This is a genomic window from Ramlibacter sp. (assembly GCF_035627355.1).
Lineage (GTDB): Bacteria > Pseudomonadota > Gammaproteobacteria > Burkholderiales > Burkholderiaceae_C > Ramlibacter.
This window is the reverse complement of sequence record NZ_DASPLW010000007.1, coordinates 148497-164474: the sequence shown is the minus strand read 5'-3', so window position 1 is coordinate 164474 and position 15978 is coordinate 148497. Positions and strand designations below refer to the sequence as shown.

The following is a 15978-nucleotide window of genomic DNA, read 5'->3' as shown; positions in this document are numbered from 1 at the left end:
GCCTGCCGAGGGAGCACGCTCCCTTTCCTTTTCGCGGAACTTACTGCACCGCCGGCGGTGCCGGCTGCTGCTCGAACGGCAGCGGCAGGTTGCGCAGGTCGCGGCGGGTTTCCACCAGCACCAGCGGACCTTCGTCGACCACCACGGCCGGCGGACGCTCGCGCGGCACGTGGATCGGCTTGGGCTCGGCGGCGATGGCCGCCTGCACCGCGGCGATCTTGTCCGCGTCCGAGTTGACCCACTGCAGGCCGGAGCCGGAGGCGATCTGCGCCAGTTCCTCCACCGGCAGTTCGAAGGACTGCACCTTGGGCAGCCCGGCCGGCGCGGGAGGCGCCACGACGGTGGCGGCCGGCGCCGGTGCAACGGCGGTTTCCGCCGGGACGCTCTCGGGTTCGTCGGCCACGAAGCCGGTGGCGTAGCGCGGCCGGCGTTCGCCGGTGTCGACCGCCGGCTCATCACCGACGGCAGGCGACGGCTGCAGCGATGCTTCCGCCGGCGCAGCAGCCTCCTCGCGGCCATTGCGTTCGCGGCGGTCGCGGCCGTAGCGGTCGCGCGAGCGGCGCGACTCACGGCGACCCTCGTCCTGGCCCTGGCCGTTGTCCTGCGGTGCGGCGGCCTGCTCCAGGACCTGCGCCGCATCGGGCTGGCCTTCGACCACGGCGGCCTCGCTGACGGCCTGCGGCACCTGCTCGCGCGGGCGGCGCTCGCCGCGCTCGCCGCGTTCGCCGCGTTCGCGCCGGCCTTCGCCACGTTCGCCACGCTCCCCGCGCGGCGGACGGTCCCCCCGGGACGTTTCCGCTGCATCGGCCGTGCGCGGCTCGCCGCCGGGCTGCTCGTCGCGGCGCTCGCGCGGCGCGTGCCGGTCGCCGCGGGCTTCGCGGGGTTCGCGCGCTTCACGGGGCTCGCGCGGCTCGCGGGCTTCGCGCGCCTCCCTGGGCTCGCGAGACTCGCGCGGTTCGCGGCCTTCCCGCTCGCCGCGCTCACCACGCTCGCCGCGTTCCGGCCGCTGCTGGCGCTCGCGCCGGCCCTCGGCGTCGGCACGGCGGGCCTGGCCGTCGCCGCCTTCCGCAACGGCGCGCTCACGCCGTTGTTCGGCATCGCGGCCGCGGTCGCGGCCACGGCCGCGTCCACCGCGGCGGCCTTCGCCCCGCTCACCGCGCTCGCCGCGGCCCTCGCGCTTGTCTTCCGGCTTCGCCGCAGGGGCGGCCACCGGGGCGGCCGGCGCCGCCACCGGCTGCGGGTTGAACAGGCTCTTGAACCAGGCGAAGAAGCTGGGCTCGGGCGTCGGTGCGGGCGCACGTGCAGGGGCGGGCGCCGGTGCCGGGCCGGCCGCGGGCCGGACTGGCTCGGCCGGCTTCTCGGGCCGGGGCGGCACGACCGGGGCCGGCGCATCCGGCAGCACGCCCTTGATCACCGGCTCCTGGCGGTTGGCGCGCTCCTGCGAGCGGCGCGTGACCTCGGTCTTCTCCTCGACCTCGGCCATGTGGTAGCTGGCCTTGAGGCTGTCCAGGCGCGGGTCGTCGTGCTTGAGGCGCTCGAGCTTGTAGTGCGGCGTGTCCAGGCCCTTGTTGGGCACCAGGATCAGGTTGATGCGCTGCTTCAGCTCGATCTTGGTGATCTCGGTGCGCTTCTCGTTGAGCAGGAAGGAAGCGACTTCCACCGGCACCTGCACGTGCACCGCGGCCGTGCTGTCCTTCATCGACTCTTCCTGGATGATGCGCAGGATCTGCAGCGCCGAGCTCTCGGTGTCGCGGATGTGGCCGTGGCCGCCGCAGCGCGGGCAGGGAATAGAGGCGCCTTCCGACAACGCCGGGCGCAGCCGCTGGCGGCTCATCTCCATCAGGCCGAACTTGCTGATGGTGCCGAACTGCACGCGCGCGCGGTCCTGCCGCAGCGCATCGCGCAGGCGGTTCTCCACCTCTCGGCGGTTCTTCGACTCCTCCATGTCGATGAAGTCGATGACGATCAGGCCGCCCAGGTCGCGCAGGCGCATCTGGCGCGCCACTTCGTCGGCCGCTTCCAGGTTGGTGCGGGTGGCGGTCTCCTCGATGTCGCCGCCCTTGATGGCGCGCGCCGAGTTGACGTCGATGGACACCAGCGCCTCGGTGTGGTCGATGACGATCACGCCGCCGGAGGGCAGCTTGACCTCGCGGGCGTAGGCCGACTCGATCTGGTGCTCGATCTGGAAGCGCGAGAACAGCGCCGCGTCGTCGCGGTAGCGCTTGACCTTGGCGGCATGCTCCGGCATCACGTGCGACATGAACTGGTGCGCCTGCTCGTAGATGTCGTCGGTGTCGATCAGGATGTCGCCGATGTCGCTGTTGAAGTAGTCGCGGATCGCGCGGATCACCAGCGAGGACTCCTGGTAGATCAGGAACGCGCCCTTGCCGCCCTTGGCGGCGCCGTCGATCGCGTTCCACAGCTTCAGCAGGTAGTTCAGGTCCCACTGAAGTTCCGGCGCGCTGCGGCCGATGCCCGCGGTGCGGGCGATGATGGACATGCCGTTGGGGTACTCCAGCTGGTCCATCGCCTCCTTCAGCTCGGCCCGGTCGTCGCCCTCGATCCGGCGCGACACGCCGCCGCCGCGCGGGTTGTTCGGCATCAGCACCACGTAGCGGCCGGCCAGCGAGATGAAGGTGGTCAGCGCGGCGCCCTTGTTGCCGCGCTCTTCCTTCTCGACCTGGACCAGCAGTTCCTGGCCCTCCTTGATCACGTCGTTGATCCGCGCCTGCGACGGGGACACGCCCGGCGTGAAGTACTGCTTGGAGATCTCCTTGAACGGCAGGAAGCCGTGGCGGTCCTCGCCGTAGTCGACGAAGCAGGCCTCCAGCGAAGGCTCCACGCGCGTCACCACGGCCTTGTAGATGTTGCCCTTGCGCTGTTCGCGCCCTTCGATCTCGATTTCGTAGTCGAGGAGCTTCTGCCCGTCGACGATGGCCAGCCGGCGCTCTTCGGCCTGCGTGGCATTGATCAGCATCCGCTTCATTGCGTCACCTTCTTGTTCTCGTGAACAAACGGCCCCATGCAGGGGCCCACGATGCCGGCCGGCGCAGGCGAAACGGGAAGCGGAAAGGCGCGCAGGTGCGTGCGGACGGCCCGGTGGGCTATGTCAGCAATCGCAGGGGAGGCGCGTGGAGGGGGGCGAGGCGGGGAGGGGACCGCAGGGCCACAGCAACTGCAAGCCGTGGGGTCCGGGACATGCGCCGGGGCGGGCCGAAGCCGGCGGCAGGCGGCATCAGCCACCGCCAGCAGGCCAGGATCAGCGCCATCAGCACAGGGGGTCTCGCTTTTCCGCCGCCAGCTTCTGAAGTCTGGCGGCCTTGATTCCGGTTCGGGTTTCGCTTGGGCGTCGGCGGCTCCGGCGCCTTGGCCGGCGGCTGCGGCTTCTGGGAGCCCGCATCCGCGGCAAGGGCGACGTCGGCATCGACCTGCCGGCGCCTCTGGGTGCTGCGGTGGACTAAACTCCAGCCGAATCAAGCACTTACGGCGAGACGCCAGTGGCAAGGATTATAGGGGCGGGCGCCGGTGCCGCGAAAGCCGAAGTGAAAACGCTGGAGGTCGGCGACGACTCGGCCGGCCAGCGCCTCGACAACTTCCTGCTGCGCGAGCTCAAGGGCGTCCCCAAGACCCATGTCTACCGGATCATCCGCAGTGGCGAGGTGCGGGTGAACAAGGGCCGGGCGGCGGCCGACACCCGGGTCGAGCTGGGCGACCGGGTCCGCGTGCCGCCGGTCCGACTGCCCGAGCGGGTTCTGGACACCGCGGCGCGCCCGGCGCCGGCCCGCGAATTCCCCGTCCTCATGGAAGACGAGCAGTTGCTGGTCATCGCCAAGCCGGCCGGCGTGGCCGTGCACGGCGGCAGCGGAGTCAGCTTCGGTGTGATCGAACAGCTGCGCCAGGCACGGCCGCAGGCCAGGTTCCTCGAGCTCGTCCATCGGCTGGACCGCGAGACCTCCGGCGTGCTGGTGCTGGCCAAGAAGCGCTCCGCGCTCACCCGGCTGCAGGACCAGTTCCGGGGCCGCGAGACGGGCAAGACCTACCTGGCGCTGGTGGCCGGCGCCTGGCCGGCCACCCGGAAGGTGATCGACCTGCCGCTGCACAAGTACCTGGTCGCCGGCGAGGACGGCGCCGCCGGCGAGCGCCGCGTCAAGGTCGTGGGCAGCGACCACCCCGAGGCCAAGCGCTCCATCACCCTGGTCCGGGTGGCGCGGCGGCTGGGCGCGTTCACGCTGCTGGAAGTGACGATCAAGACCGGCCGCACGCACCAGATCCGGGTGCACCTGGCTTCCCAGGGGCATCCGATCGCCGGCGACGACAAGTACGGCGACTTCGAGTTGAACCGCTCGCTGCAGCGCCAGGGCCTGCGCCGCATGTTCCTGCATGCGTGGCGGCTACAGTTCCGCCATCCAGCCACCGGCGAGCCGGTCCAGCTGGAAGCGCCCCTGCCCACCGAGCTCCAGCAGTTCGCCGACCGCCATGCCCAGCCCACGGCCTCGCCAGTTTGACCTGATCGCCTTCGACTGGGACGGCACGCTGTACGACTCCACCGCGGTGATCGTGCGCTGCATCCAGCGCGCCGTCGTGGACGTGGGCGGTGCCCGGCCGAGCGAGCAGGCCGCCGCCTATGTGATCGGCATGAGCCTGGGCCAGGCGCTGGCCCGCGCAGCACCCGACGTGCCGCCGGACCGGTACGCCGAGCTGGGCCAGCGCTACCGCCACCACTACTACCAGCACCAGAACGACCTCAGCCTGTTCGGGGGCGCGCTGCCGCTGCTGCAGGAACTCAAGGCCCGGCACCACTGGCTGGCGGTGGCCACCGGCAAGTCGCGCCGCAGCCTGGACGAGGTGCTGCAGGCGCAGGAGATGCATGGCCTGTTCGACGGCACGCGCACCGCCGACGAGACCGCCGGCAAGCCCGACCCGCGCATGCTGCTGGAGCTGATGCGCGAATTCGGCACCGAACCCGAGCGCACGCTGATGATCGGCGACACCACCCACGACCTGGAGATGGCCCGCAACGCCGGGTGCGCCGCGGTCGGCGTGAGCTACGGCGCGCACGCCCCCGACAGCTTCGACGCACTGGGCCCATTGCATATTGCCCACTCCGTGGCCGACCTGCGCCACTGGTTGCTCGCCCATGCCTGAAGCCGGCTCGCGCCTGCCCCTGTGCAACAGCCACGAGCTCGTGGACGGCGGGCTGGCCGTGCCGTTCGACGTGGTCCATGGCGGCCAGACCTGCCGGGCCTTCGCGATCCGCTGGCGCGGCCGGGTCCACGCCTACCTGAACCGCTGCGCCCACGTCGCCATGGAGATGGACTGGCAGCCCAACCGTTTCTTCGACGACAGCGGGCAGTGGCTGCTGTGCTCCACCCATGGGGCGGTCTACCACCCCGACACCGGCGCCTGTGCCGGCGGCCCCTGCCGAGGCGGGCTGGTACGCATCGAAGTGAGCGAACAGGACGGGGTGGTGCACTGGCATACTGACTGGAACCTGCAACCCGTCGCTTTCTGAGCGTCTCCCCATGACCGATCCGATGAACCCCGGCAACGACCGGGAACCCTCCTTTGCGCCCGCCCCACCCCCCGCCGCTTCCGGACTGCAGCCGGGCTGGGAGCGGCAGACCATGGAGCGGTTGATGTTCGCCACCCTGTCGGAGCAGCGATCGGCGCGCCGCTGGCGCACCTTCACGCGCCTGGGCTGGCTGGCGTTCTTTGTGCTGGTGTTCTGGACCCTGCTCTACCGGGGAGGGCCGACGGCCAGCGAGAAGTCCATGCCGCACACGGCGGTGGTCGAGATCCAGGGCGAGATCGCCGCCGACTCGGACAACAGCGCCGAGTTCATCGTCGCCGCCATGAAGGCCGCCTTCGAGGACGCGGGCGCGAAGGGCATCGTGCTGCTGATCAACTCGCCCGGGGGCAGCCCGGTGCAGGCGGGCATCGTCAACGACGAGATGAAGCGGCTCCGGGCCCTGCACCAGAAGCCGGTGTACGTGGTGGTGGAGGAGGCCTGCGCCTCGGCGGCCTACTACATCGCCGCCGGCGCCGACCGGATCTACGTGGACAAGGCCAGCATCGTCGGCAGCATCGGGGTGCTGATGGACGGCTTCGGCTTCGTCGGCCTTATGGACAAGCTGGGCGTGGAACGGCGCCTGATGACCGCCGGCGAGAACAAGGGATTCCTCGATCCCTTCAGCCCGCAGACCGAGAAGCACCGCGAACATGCGCAGCAGATGCTGGACCAGGTCCACCGGCAGTTCATCGACGTGGTCAAGGCCGGCCGCGGCAAGCGGCTGAAGGACACGCCGGAGCTGTTCACCGGCCTGTTCTGGACCGGCCAGCAGGCGGTGGACATGGGCCTGGCGGACCAGCTCGCCAACCTGGACTTCGTCGCGCGCGAGGTGGTCAAGGCCGAGGAACTGGTCGACTACACCCGGCGCGAGAACGTGGCCGAGCGACTGGCCAAGCGCTTCGGCGCCGCCATCGGTGAAGGCGCAATCCGCGCGGTCCGCACGCTGCCGGCGCTGCGCTAGCCGCCGATCAGGAACACGGCGGGCGTGTCGGCGGGCGGCGCGCCCGCTTCTCGTTTCCACTGCCCGGCCGTTCGCATGGCCACGTGCGCGTCGGGCAGGGTCAGGCCGGCGGCGACGCCCAGGCGAGTGTCGCCGCGCAAGGTGTCCAGCAGCGATTGCCACAGGGCGGTATTGCGGTACGGCGTCTCGATGAACAGCTGGGTCTGTCCGGTGCGCAGCGCCAGGGCTTCCAGTTCGCGTATGCGCTGCGTGCGCGGGCCGGGCTGCTGCGGCAGGTAGCCCACGAACGCGAACGACTGCCCGTTCAAGCCGCTGGCCGCCAGCGCGAGCAACAGGGAAACCGGCCCGACCAGCGGCACCACGCGGATCCCCAGCTGGTGCGCCGCCCGCACGACCGACGAACCAGGATCGGCCACGGCCGGCATCCCCGCTTCGCTCACCAGGCCGATGTCGTGGCCTTGTAGCGCCGGCCCCAGCAGGGGCCGCGCATCGAAACCACCGCTGTGATCGCCTTTCTTGTGCACGTCCCGGGGCAGCTCGGTGATGGCCAGCGCCTGCAGCGGCTGCGCCAGCGGAACGATCTCGCCCACCCGCTTCAGGTAGGCGCGCGTGGTCCTGGCGTTCTCGGCGATCCAGTGGCCCAGGCGCGCGGCCACCTCCAGGGTGCCGGCCGGCATCACCTGCTGCAGCGGCGTCGGTACGGGGCAGCCGAAATCCAGCGGGGCAGGGACCAGGAACAGGGTGCCGGCGGCCGCCATCAGGGCACCTGCAGGCCGGCGGCGCGCAGCAGCCGGCAGGTGCGGATCAGCGGCAGGCCGACCAGCGCCGTCGGGTCGTCGCTGTGGATCGCCTCCAGCAGTGCGATGCCCAGCCCTTCGCTGCGGGCGCTGCCGGCACAGTCGTAGGGTTGCTCGATGCGCAGGTAGTTCTCGATCTCGGTGTCGGCGAGCTCGCGGAAGACCACCCGCACCGGTGCGAGGTCCTGCTGCTCGAATCCGCTGTCCGCGCACGCCACCGCCAGCGCGGTCTGGAAGACCACGGTGCGCCCGCGCATGCGGCGAAGCTGGGCCGTGGCACGCGCGTGGTCGCCCGGCTTGCCCAGCGGCTCGCCGTCGAGATCGGCCACCTGGTCCGATCCGATCACCACGGCTTGCGGGTGCCGCTGCGCCACGGCGCGGGCCTTGGCCAGGGCCAGCCGTGCCGCCAGTGCCGCCGGCGATTCGCCAGCCCGTGGGGTCTCGTCGACCTCCGGTGCAACCACCTCGAACGGCAAGCCGAGTCGCTCCAGCAACTCACGGCGATAGCGGGACGTCGAACCAAGGATCAGGGGCCGCGAGGCAGGCATGGGCATGCGGCGATTCTCTTACACTGGTCCGGATGAAGAGGTCCTTCAGCCCGCAGCAGCTGGACGTGCGGGCGTTCGCCGAGGAAGGCGCGCAGTTGTCCGGCGAGACGCCGTTGGCCGCGTTCGCCCGGCTGGCCGCCGAGGCGTCGGCCGACCAGCCTGGGCAAGCGGTCGCGTGGTCGGCGCGCGGCGAATTGCGCAACCCCGGCCACCTGCATCCCGAAGTCTGGCTGCACCTCGAGGCGTCTGCCGCCCTGCGGCTGACCTGCCAGCGCTGCCTGGAGCCGGTCGATGTGCCGCTGGCGGTGGACCGGTCCTTCCGCTTCGTCGCCGACGAGGACACGGCGGCTGCGCAGGACGAGGCGGCCGAGGAGGACGTGCTGGCGATCAGCCGCTCGTTCGACCTGCCCGGCCTGGTCGAGGACGAGCTGCTGATGGAGGTGCCCGCCGTGCCGCGGCACGACGTCTGCCCGGTGCCGGTGCGGCTGTCCGCGGCCGACCCGGACTTCGACGCCGGCGAGCCGCGCGAGAACCCGTTCGCCCGCCTGAAGGCCCTCAAACCGGGCAAGTCATAGCGCGGAGTCCGCGATGCCCTATAATGGCGGGCTTCGCGCGAAATGCCAGGCCCTCGTGGCGGCCGCCGCGCTTCCCACCCACCGTCCATGGCGTTTCGCGTTGTGCGAGGCGCCCCAGCATCCAGGAGTCCGGCATGGCCGTCCAGCAAAACAAGAAGTCGCCCTCCAAGCGGGGCATGCACCGTTCGCACAACGCCCTGACGGTGCCGGGTATCGCCGTGGAACCCACCACCGGCGAAACCCACCTGCGCCACCACATCAGCCCGAACGGTTTCTACCGCGGCCGCAAGGTCCTCAAGACCAAGAACGACGCCTGATCCCGTCCGCGGCTAGCAAGAGGCCCGCCGCTGCCTGCGCAGCCCGGGCCTTTTTTGCGCCTGCCGCCCGGACGTGCGCGCCGTTTGCGCAAGGTCGCAGGCCTGTCCGGCGCGAAGCTCTACATTTGAGGACATGACGATTCTGGCCGTCGATTGCATGGGGGGCGATCACGGGACGATGGTGACGCTGCCCGCCTGTCGCCACTTCCTGGATACGCACCCCGAGGCCCGGCTGCTGCTGGTGGGCAGCGGCGAGGCGCTGCAGCGCTTCCATCCCCGGGCCGAACACGTGCCCGCTTCCGAGGTGGTCGCCATGGACGACCCGGTGGAGGTCGCGCTGCGTCGCAAGAAGGACTCCTCCATGCGGCTGGCCATCCAGCAGGTCAAGGACGGCAAGGCCGACGCGGCGGTGTCGGCGGGCAACACGGGCGCGCTGATGGCGCTGGCCCGCTACCTGCTCAAGACGGTGGACGGCATCGACCGGCCCGCCATCGCTTCGCCGCTGCCCAACGCCAAGGGCGGGGCCACCACGGTTCTTGACCTGGGCGCCAACGTCGACTGCACCGAGCAGCACCTGCTGCAGTTCGCCGTCATGGGGTCGGCCCTGGTCTCTGCGCTGAACGACCGCGAGCAGCCCAGCGTCGGCCTGCTGAACATCGGCGAGGAGATCATCAAGGGCAGCGAGGTGATCAAGCGCGCCGGCGAGCTGCTGCGGTCCGCGGCCGCGGCCGGCGACCTCAACTTCCACGGCAACGTGGAAGGCAACGACATCTTCAAGGGCACCACCGACATCGTCGTTTGCGACGGCTTCGTCGGCAACGTGGCGCTCAAGACCAGCGAAGGCCTGGCCAGCATGGTCGGCGGCTTCCTGCGCGAGGAGTTCTCGCGCAACCCGCTGACCAAGGCGGCGGCGCTGTTCGCCTATCCCGTGCTGGCCGCCTTCAAGCGGCGCGTGGACTACCGCCGCTACAACGGCGCCGCGCTGCTCGGGCTGCGCGGGCTGGTGTTCAAGAGCCACGGATCGGCGGACGCATTCGCTTTCGAGCAGGCACTGGCCCGGGCGTATGATGCGGCCCGAAACAACCTGCTCGACCGCGTCCAGGCCCGCATTGCCCACGCCCGGCCCCTGCTGGCCGGTCCCGCGGCAGAAGCCGCAGCAGTCGAGACCCTCTCTTCCGAATGAGCCGATATTCGCGCATCGCCGGCACCGGCAGCTACCTCCCGCCGCGCCGCGTGACCAATGACGACCTCGCCGCCCAGCTTGCGGCGCGGGGCATCGAGACCTCCGACCAGTGGATCGTCGAGCGCACCGGGATCCGGGCGCGCCACTTCGCCGAGCCCGACGTGACCAGCAGTGACCTCGGCGTGTACGCGGCCCGGCATGCGATGGAGGCGGCGGGCTGCGGCCCGGCCGACATCGACCTGGTCATCGTGGCCACCTCGACGCCCGACATGGTGTTCCCCTCGGCGGCCTGCATCCTGCAGAACAAGCTCGGCATCGCCGGCTGCCCGGCGTTCGACGTGCAGGCGGTGTGCAGCGGCTTCGTCTATGCGCTGACGGTGGCCGACGCCATGATCCGCACCGGCAGCGCGAACCGGGCGCTGGTGATCGGCGCCGAGGTGTTCTCGCGCATCCTCGACTTCAACGACCGCACCACCTGCGTGCTGTTCGGCGATGGCGCCGGCGCCGTGGTGCTGGAGGCGTCCGATACCCCCGGCATCCTGGCCAGCGACCTGCACGCCGACGGCAAGCACGTGGGCATCCTGTGCGTGCCGGGCACCGTGGCCGGCGGGCAGGTGCTGGGCGACCCGCTGCTCAAGATGGATGGCCAGGCGGTGTTCAAGCTCGCGGTCGGCGTGCTCGAGAGCTCGGCCCGCGCCACGCTGGCCAAGGCCGGCAAGACCGACGCCGACATCGACTGGCTGATCCCCCACCAGGCCAACATCCGCATCATGCAGGGCACGGCCCGCAAGCTGAAGCTGCCGATGGACAAGCTGGTCGTCACCGTCGACCAGCACGGCAACACCTCGGCCGCCTCCATCCCGCTGGCGCTGGACGCCGCGGTGCGGGAAGGCAAGGTCCGCCGCGGCGACACCTTGATGCTGGAGGGTGTCGGTGGCGGCTTCACCTGGGGCGCGGTGCTGCTGGACTACTGAGTCCGCCGCCCTGCATCCACCCTTTCGTTTTCTCCACGACGACATGAAACCGTTTGCATTCGTGTTCCCCGGCCAGGGTTCACAGGCCGTGGGCATGCTCGACGCCTGGGGCGACCATCCGGCCGTGAAGCAGGTGGTCGCCGAGGCCTCCGAGGCGCTGTCCGAGGACATCGGCCGGCTGATCCAGGAAGGGCCCAAGGAAGCCCTGGGGCTGACCACCAACACCCAGCCGGTGATGCTGGTGGCGGGCGTGGCGGCCTACCGGGCCTGGCTGGCCGAAGGCGGCGAGCCGCCCGCGGTGGTGGCCGGCCATTCGCTCGGCGAGTATTCGGCGCTGGTCGCCGCAGGCGCCCTGAGCTTGGCCGACGCGGCGCCCCTGGTGCGGTTCCGCGCCCAGGCCATGCAGGAGGCGGTGCCGGTCGGTGCCGGCGCCATGGCGGCCGTGCTGGGCATGGATGCCCGGAAGGTGGTCGAAGGCTGCGCCGAGGTCCAGCGCAGCTTCGGCACCAACACCGACGAAGTCGTGGAGGCGGTCAACTTCAACGATCCGGCCCAGACCGTGATCGCCGGCAGCAAGGCAGCCGTGGACAAGGCTTGCGAGGTCCTCAAGGCCAACGGCGCCAAGCGCGCGCTGCCGCTGCCGGTGTCGGCACCGTTCCACTCCAGCCTGATGAAGCCGGCGGCCGACCGCCTGCGCGAGCGGCTGGCGCAGGTCGCCCTGTCCAGCCCGGCGATTCCCGTCGTCAACAACATCGAGGCCCAGGTCGAGACCGACCCGGACCGCATCCGGGCCGCCCTGTACGAGCAGGCGTTCGGGCCGGTGCGCTGGGTGGACTGCATCAAGGCCATCCAGGTGCGCGGGGTGGGCGTGGTGCTGGAATGCGGCCCCGGCAAGGTGCTGCAGGGCCTGTGCAAGCGCATCGATCCGGCGCTGGTCGCCGGTGCGGTCTACGACCCGACCAGCCTGGCCGAAGCCCGGGGGCTGCTGGCATGAGCGAAGAACTGAAGGGCCAGGTGGCCCTGGTCACCGGCGCCTCGCGCGGCATCGGGGCGGCCATCGCCCTGGAACTGGCCCAGCGCGGCGCACTGGTCATCGGAACCGCGACCAGCGACGCCGGCGCACAGAAGGTGAGCGAAGCCCTGGCGGCCCATGGCGGGCGGGGCGAGCGCCTGGAAGTCAACGACGCCGCCCAGAGCGAGGCCCTGGTCGACGCCATCGTCAAGCAGCACGGCGGGCTGCAGATCCTGGTCAACAACGCCGGCATCACGCGCGACATGCTCGCCATGCGGCTGAAGGACGAGGATTGGGACGCCGTGGTCGACACCAACCTGAAGGCGGTGTTCCGCCTGAGCCGGGCGGTGATGCGCACCATGATGAAGCAGCGCCACGGGCGCATCGTCAACATCACCTCGGTGGTGGGTGCCTCCGGCAACCCCGGCCAGGCCAACTACGCCGCCGCCAAGGCCGGCGTGGCCGGGCTGACCCGGGCGCTGGCCCGCGAACTCGGCAGCCGGGGCATCACGGTCAACTGCGTGGCGCCCGGCTTCATCGAGACGGACATGACCGCCGCGCTGCCGGAAGAGCAGCGCAAGGCCCTGCTGGGGCAGATCCCGCTGGGCCAGCTCGGCAAGCCGGCCGACGTGGCCCATGCGGTTGCCTACCTCGCGTCGCCGGCCGCCGGCTACGTCACCGGCCAGGAATTGCACGTCAACGGCGGCATGTACATGGCCTGATCCGCCTCAGGCCGGCCCGGTCGCCACGGCCGGGCCGGCCGGGTGCGGACGCTAGAATCCCCGATTCAATCCACAAACCCCCAGAGGGAACCCATGAGCGATATCGAAGCACGTGTCAAGAAGATCATCGCCGAGCAACTCGGCGTGGAGGAGTCCCAGGTGACCAACGAAAAGGCTTTCGTGGCCGACCTGGGCGCCGACTCCCTTGACACGGTCGAGCTGGTGATGGCGCTGGAGGACGAGTTCGGCATCGAGATCCCGGACGAGGACGCCGAGAAGATCACGACCGTGCAGAACGCCATCGACTACGCCAACGCCCACCAGAAGGCCTGATCACGAAATGACCCGCCGCCGCGTCGTCGTCACCGGCCTGGGCTGCGTCAGCCCCGTTGGCAACACGGTTGCCGAATCCTGGGACAACCTGCTGGCCGGCCGGCCCGGCATCGACCTCATCACGCAGTTCGATGCAGCCAACTTCGCCTGCCGTTTCGCCGGCGAGGTCAAGGGCTTCGACATCACGCAGTACATCCCCGAGAAGGAAGCCCGGCACATGGACCGGTTCATCCACCTCGGGCTGGCGGCGGCCTGCCAGGCAGTGGCCGACAGCGGATTGCCCACCGGGGATGCCCTCCCGCCCGAGCTGGCCGAGCGCATCGGCGTGAACATCGGCGCCGGCATCGGCGGGCTGCCCATGATCGAGCAGACCCATGCCGAGCTCGCAGCGCGCGGCCCGCGTCGGGTGTCGCCCTTCTTCGTGCCCGCCTCGATCATCAACATGATCTCCGGCCACGTCTCGATCAAGTACGGCTTCAAGGGCCCGAACATCGCCGTGGTGACGGCCTGCACCACCGGCCTGCACGCGATCGGCCTGTCGGCCCGCATGATCGACAGCGGCGACGCCGACATCATGGTCTGCGGCGGCGCCGAGTCCTCGGTCTCGCCGCTGGGCATCGGCGGATTCGCCGCCTCGCGCGCGCTGTCGACCCGCAACGACGACCCCAAGACCGCGTCCCGCCCCTGGGACAAGGACCGCGACGGCTTCGTGCTGGGCGAGGGCGGCGGCGTGCTGGTGCTCGAGGAATACGAACACGCCCGGGCGCGCGGCGCGAAGATCTACGCCGAGCTGGCCGGGTTCGGCATGTCGGCCGACGCCTTCCACATGACGGCGCCCGACGTCGACGGCCCGCGCCGGGCCATGGTGGGTGCCCTGCGCAATGCCGGCATCAACGCCGACGAGATCGATTACCTCAATGCCCACGGCACCTCCACGCCATTGGGCGACCTGAACGAGACCAACGCGATCAAGGCCGCCCTGGGCGAGCACGCGAAGAAGGTCGTGGTCAGCTCCACCAAGTCCATGACCGGCCACCTGCTGGGCGGGGCGGGCGGCATCGAGTCGGTGTTCACGGTGCTGGCGCTGCACCACCAGAAGGCGCCGCCGACCATCAACATCTTCAACCAGGATCCGGAGTGCGACCTGGACTACTGTGCCAACACGGCGCGGGACATGAAGATCGAGGTTGCCATGAAGAACAACTTCGGTTTCGGCGGCACCAACGGCACGCTGGTCTTCAAGCGGGTCTGACGCCCGCCGCTTTCCCATGCACGGCGCCCCATCGGTGAGTTATCCGGTGGGGCGTTCCGCATTCCTGGGGCTGCTCGTGGCGCTGGTCTGGGGCGCGGGGGCGCTCGCCTGCGCGGCCTGGGCCTGGCAGGGCGCCTCGCCGGCACGACTCGCCGCCGGCCTGGCCGCCAGCGCGTCGGCCGGGGCCTGGGCGGCACGCTGGTGGTGGCGCCAGCCGGACGGCTGGCTGTCCTGGGACGGCAGCGGGTGGACCTGGTCGCCGGGCGAGGGCCAGCCCGCGGACGGGGTGGGGCAGCTGGATGCGGTGCTGGACCTGCAATCGGCGCTGCTGCTGCGATGGAGCGGCCCGGGGCCGACCACCTGGTTCTGGGCCGAGCGCCGGCGCCTTCCTGCCCGCTGGGCTGCGATGCGGCGTGCTGTATATTCGCGCGCCGATGCCGACGCGCTGCCCGGGGCCGAGCCGCCGTCGGCGAGACCATGACCCAGAGCCCGCCTGCCCCCGCCCCCTCCCCGCAAGACACCGACCAGATGCTGGTGGCCCGCACCGTGGCGGGCGACCAGCGCGCCTACGAGCTGCTGGTCATCAAGTACCAGCGGCGCATCGAGCGGCTGATCGGGCGGATGGTGCGGGACGTGGACCTGGTCGAGGACATCGCCCAGGAGACCTTCATCCGCGCCTACCGGGCGCTGGGCCAGTTCCGCGGCGAGGCGCAGTTCTACACGTGGCTGTACCGGATCGCCGTCAACACCGCCAAGAAGGCGCTGGCGGACCTCAAGCGCGACCCGCTGGTCTCCGAGAGTGCCCTGCGGGGCGGCGAGGACGAGGATGAAACTTCCTCGGTGGAGAACGAACTAACCAGCCCGGAAACGCCCGAGACGGTGCTTGCCGCCAAGGAAATCGCCGCCACGGTCAACTCGGCCATGGAGGCGCTGCCCGAGGAACTGCGGCAGGCGGTCACGCTGCGCGAGATCGAAGGGCTGAGCTACGAAGAGATCGCGGAGGTGATGAGCTGCCCCATCGGGACCGTCCGCTCGCGCATCTTCCGCGCGCGGGAAGCGATCTCGGCCAAGGTCAAGCCCCTGCTGGAAAACCAGTCGGGCAAGCGCTGGTAACGGCGAGGTGAGAGCGATGGACGAACGACAGATGGACGACAGGGAACGGATTTCCGCGCTGGCCGACGGCCGGTTGCAGGGCGAGGACTTCGTCCGCGCGGTGGAGGCGGCCTGCGCCGACAGGGCCGCACTCGCGAGCTGGCACGCGTACCACCTCATCGGCGATGCCCTGCGCTCGCCGGACCTGGCCGGCGGCACGCCAACTGCGGCATTCCTGAAGCGGCTGTCGGCCCGCCTGGCGCAGGAGCCGGCCCCGCAGCCCGAGCCAGGTCCCGAACTGGCCGCGCCGGTCCGCTCATCGGCCCAGGCTGCGGCCAACGACGGCAGCTTCCGCTGGAAGGTGGTGGCCGGCATGGCATCGGTGGCCGCATTCGCGGCCGTAGGCTGGTCCGTGACCGGCACCGACGGGTTCCAGCCGAACGGGGCCCAATCCCAGCTCGCCGCGGTGCCGCAGCAGGCACCGGGCACGGCGCTGGCGCGTTCGGAGCCCGGCGTGATGATCCGTGACCCACGGCTGGACGAGATGCTGGCGGCGCACCGCCAGCTGGGCGGCGCCTCGGCGCTGCAGACGCCCGCAGGATTCCTGCGCAATGCCACCTTCGAAAGCCCCGCGCGCTGACCT

At 70.8% G+C, this 15978-nt stretch carries 18 protein-coding genes; 15 read left to right on the top strand and 3 right to left on the bottom strand.

The annotated features are described in order from the left end of the window. Positions 1-40: 40 nt before the first annotated feature. Positions 41-2986, bottom strand: coding sequence for an Rne/Rng family ribonuclease (locus tag VEC03_RS02230; protein ID WP_324912501.1), 2946 nt, complete (start codon positions 2984-2986; stop codon positions 41-43). Positions 2987-3497: 511 nt separating this feature from the next. Between VEC03_RS02230 and VEC03_RS02225 the strand changes: the two genes are divergently transcribed. From VEC03_RS02225 to VEC03_RS02210, 4 genes are read left to right on the top strand one after another with little or no spacing between them, the layout of a single operon-like run. After that, on the top strand, positions 3498-4505 hold the full coding sequence (locus tag VEC03_RS02225; protein ID WP_324912500.1) for an RluA family pseudouridine synthase: 1008 nt from the start codon (positions 3498-3500) through the stop codon (positions 4503-4505). Next, positions 4477-5145, top strand: coding sequence for an HAD-IA family hydrolase (locus tag VEC03_RS02220; RefSeq protein ID WP_324912499.1), 669 nt, complete (start codon positions 4477-4479; stop codon positions 5143-5145). The genes VEC03_RS02225 and VEC03_RS02220 overlap by 29 nt, the downstream gene beginning before the upstream one ends. After that, a complete protein-coding gene (locus VEC03_RS02215; protein WP_324912498.1) occupies positions 5138-5512 on the top strand; it encodes a Rieske (2Fe-2S) protein in 375 nt (124 codons plus the stop codon). The genes VEC03_RS02220 and VEC03_RS02215 overlap by 8 nt, the downstream gene beginning before the upstream one ends. A gap of 10 nt (positions 5513-5522) precedes the next feature. Continuing rightward, positions 5523-6530 carry a S49 family peptidase gene (locus tag VEC03_RS02210; RefSeq protein ID WP_324912497.1) on the top strand — a complete coding sequence of 336 codons (1008 nt, stop codon included), beginning with the start codon at positions 5523-5525 and terminating at the stop codon, positions 6528-6530. Here VEC03_RS02210 and VEC03_RS02205 read toward each other — a convergent pair. Together VEC03_RS02205 and VEC03_RS02200 are read right to left on the bottom strand one after the other, a co-directional pair. After that, entirely contained in the window at positions 6527-7288 is a 762-nt protein-coding gene (locus tag VEC03_RS02205) for an SAM-dependent methyltransferase (protein ID WP_324912496.1), read from the bottom strand. The two genes, VEC03_RS02210 and VEC03_RS02205, sit on opposite strands and share 4 nt — an antisense overlap. Next, the gene (locus tag VEC03_RS02200; protein WP_324912495.1) at positions 7288-7881 is read right to left on the bottom strand and encodes a Maf family nucleotide pyrophosphatase; all 594 of its coding nucleotides are present in this window, start codon (positions 7879-7881) and stop codon (positions 7288-7290) included. The genes VEC03_RS02205 and VEC03_RS02200 overlap by 1 nt, the downstream gene beginning before the upstream one ends. A gap of 26 nt (positions 7882-7907) precedes the next feature. Here VEC03_RS02200 and VEC03_RS02195 point away from each other — a divergent pair, with 26 nt between their 5' ends. The 11 genes from VEC03_RS02195 (at position 7908) to VEC03_RS02145 (ending at position 15975) form a co-directional block, all read left to right on the top strand. Continuing rightward, entirely contained in the window at positions 7908-8450 is a 543-nt protein-coding gene (locus VEC03_RS02195) for a DUF177 domain-containing protein (protein WP_324912494.1), read from the top strand. Positions 8451-8584: 134 nt separating this feature from the next. Further along, positions 8585-8767 (top strand): 50S ribosomal protein L32, encoded by a 183-nt coding sequence (gene rpmF, locus VEC03_RS02190; RefSeq protein ID WP_135249669.1) that lies wholly within the window; start codon positions 8585-8587, stop codon positions 8765-8767. A 133-nt stretch (positions 8768-8900) separates the two neighbouring features. Then, positions 8901-9950, top strand: a complete 1050-nt coding sequence (gene plsX / locus VEC03_RS02185; RefSeq protein ID WP_324912493.1) for a phosphate acyltransferase PlsX — start codon at positions 8901-8903, stop codon at positions 9948-9950. After that, positions 9947-10924 (top strand): beta-ketoacyl-ACP synthase III, encoded by a 978-nt coding sequence (locus VEC03_RS02180; RefSeq protein ID WP_324912492.1) that lies wholly within the window; start codon positions 9947-9949, stop codon positions 10922-10924. Before plsX ends, VEC03_RS02180 begins: the two co-directional genes overlap by 4 nt. Before the next feature lie 43 nt (positions 10925-10967). Then, entirely contained in the window at positions 10968-11918 is a 951-nt protein-coding gene (fabD, locus tag VEC03_RS02175; RefSeq protein ID WP_324912491.1) for an ACP S-malonyltransferase, read from the top strand. After that, a complete protein-coding gene (fabG, locus tag VEC03_RS02170; RefSeq protein ID WP_324912490.1) occupies positions 11915-12658 on the top strand; it encodes a 3-oxoacyl-ACP reductase FabG in 744 nt (247 codons plus the stop codon). Before fabD ends, fabG begins: the two co-directional genes overlap by 4 nt. Positions 12659-12751: 93 nt before the next feature. Next, on the top strand, positions 12752-12991 hold the full coding sequence (acpP, locus tag VEC03_RS02165) for an acyl carrier protein (RefSeq protein WP_013902185.1): 240 nt from the start codon (positions 12752-12754) through the stop codon (positions 12989-12991). Between the two features lie 7 nt (positions 12992-12998). Beyond that, positions 12999-14243 carry a beta-ketoacyl-ACP synthase II gene (fabF, locus tag VEC03_RS02160; protein ID WP_324912489.1) on the top strand — a complete coding sequence of 415 codons (1245 nt, stop codon included), beginning with the start codon at positions 12999-13001 and terminating at the stop codon, positions 14241-14243. Between the two features lie 46 nt (positions 14244-14289). Beyond that, positions 14290-14724: a hypothetical protein gene (locus VEC03_RS02155; RefSeq protein ID WP_324912488.1), complete on the top strand. Its 435-nt coding sequence runs from the start codon at positions 14290-14292 to the stop codon at positions 14722-14724. After that, positions 14721-15356, top strand: a complete 636-nt coding sequence (gene rpoE, locus VEC03_RS02150; RefSeq protein WP_324912487.1) for an RNA polymerase sigma factor RpoE — start codon at positions 14721-14723, stop codon at positions 15354-15356. The genes VEC03_RS02155 and rpoE overlap by 4 nt, the downstream gene beginning before the upstream one ends. Positions 15357-15372: 16 nt before the next feature. Beyond that, the gene (locus VEC03_RS02145; protein ID WP_324912486.1) at positions 15373-15975 is read left to right on the top strand and encodes a sigma-E factor negative regulatory protein; all 603 of its coding nucleotides are present in this window, start codon (positions 15373-15375) and stop codon (positions 15973-15975) included. Positions 15976-15978 lie beyond the last annotated feature (3 nt).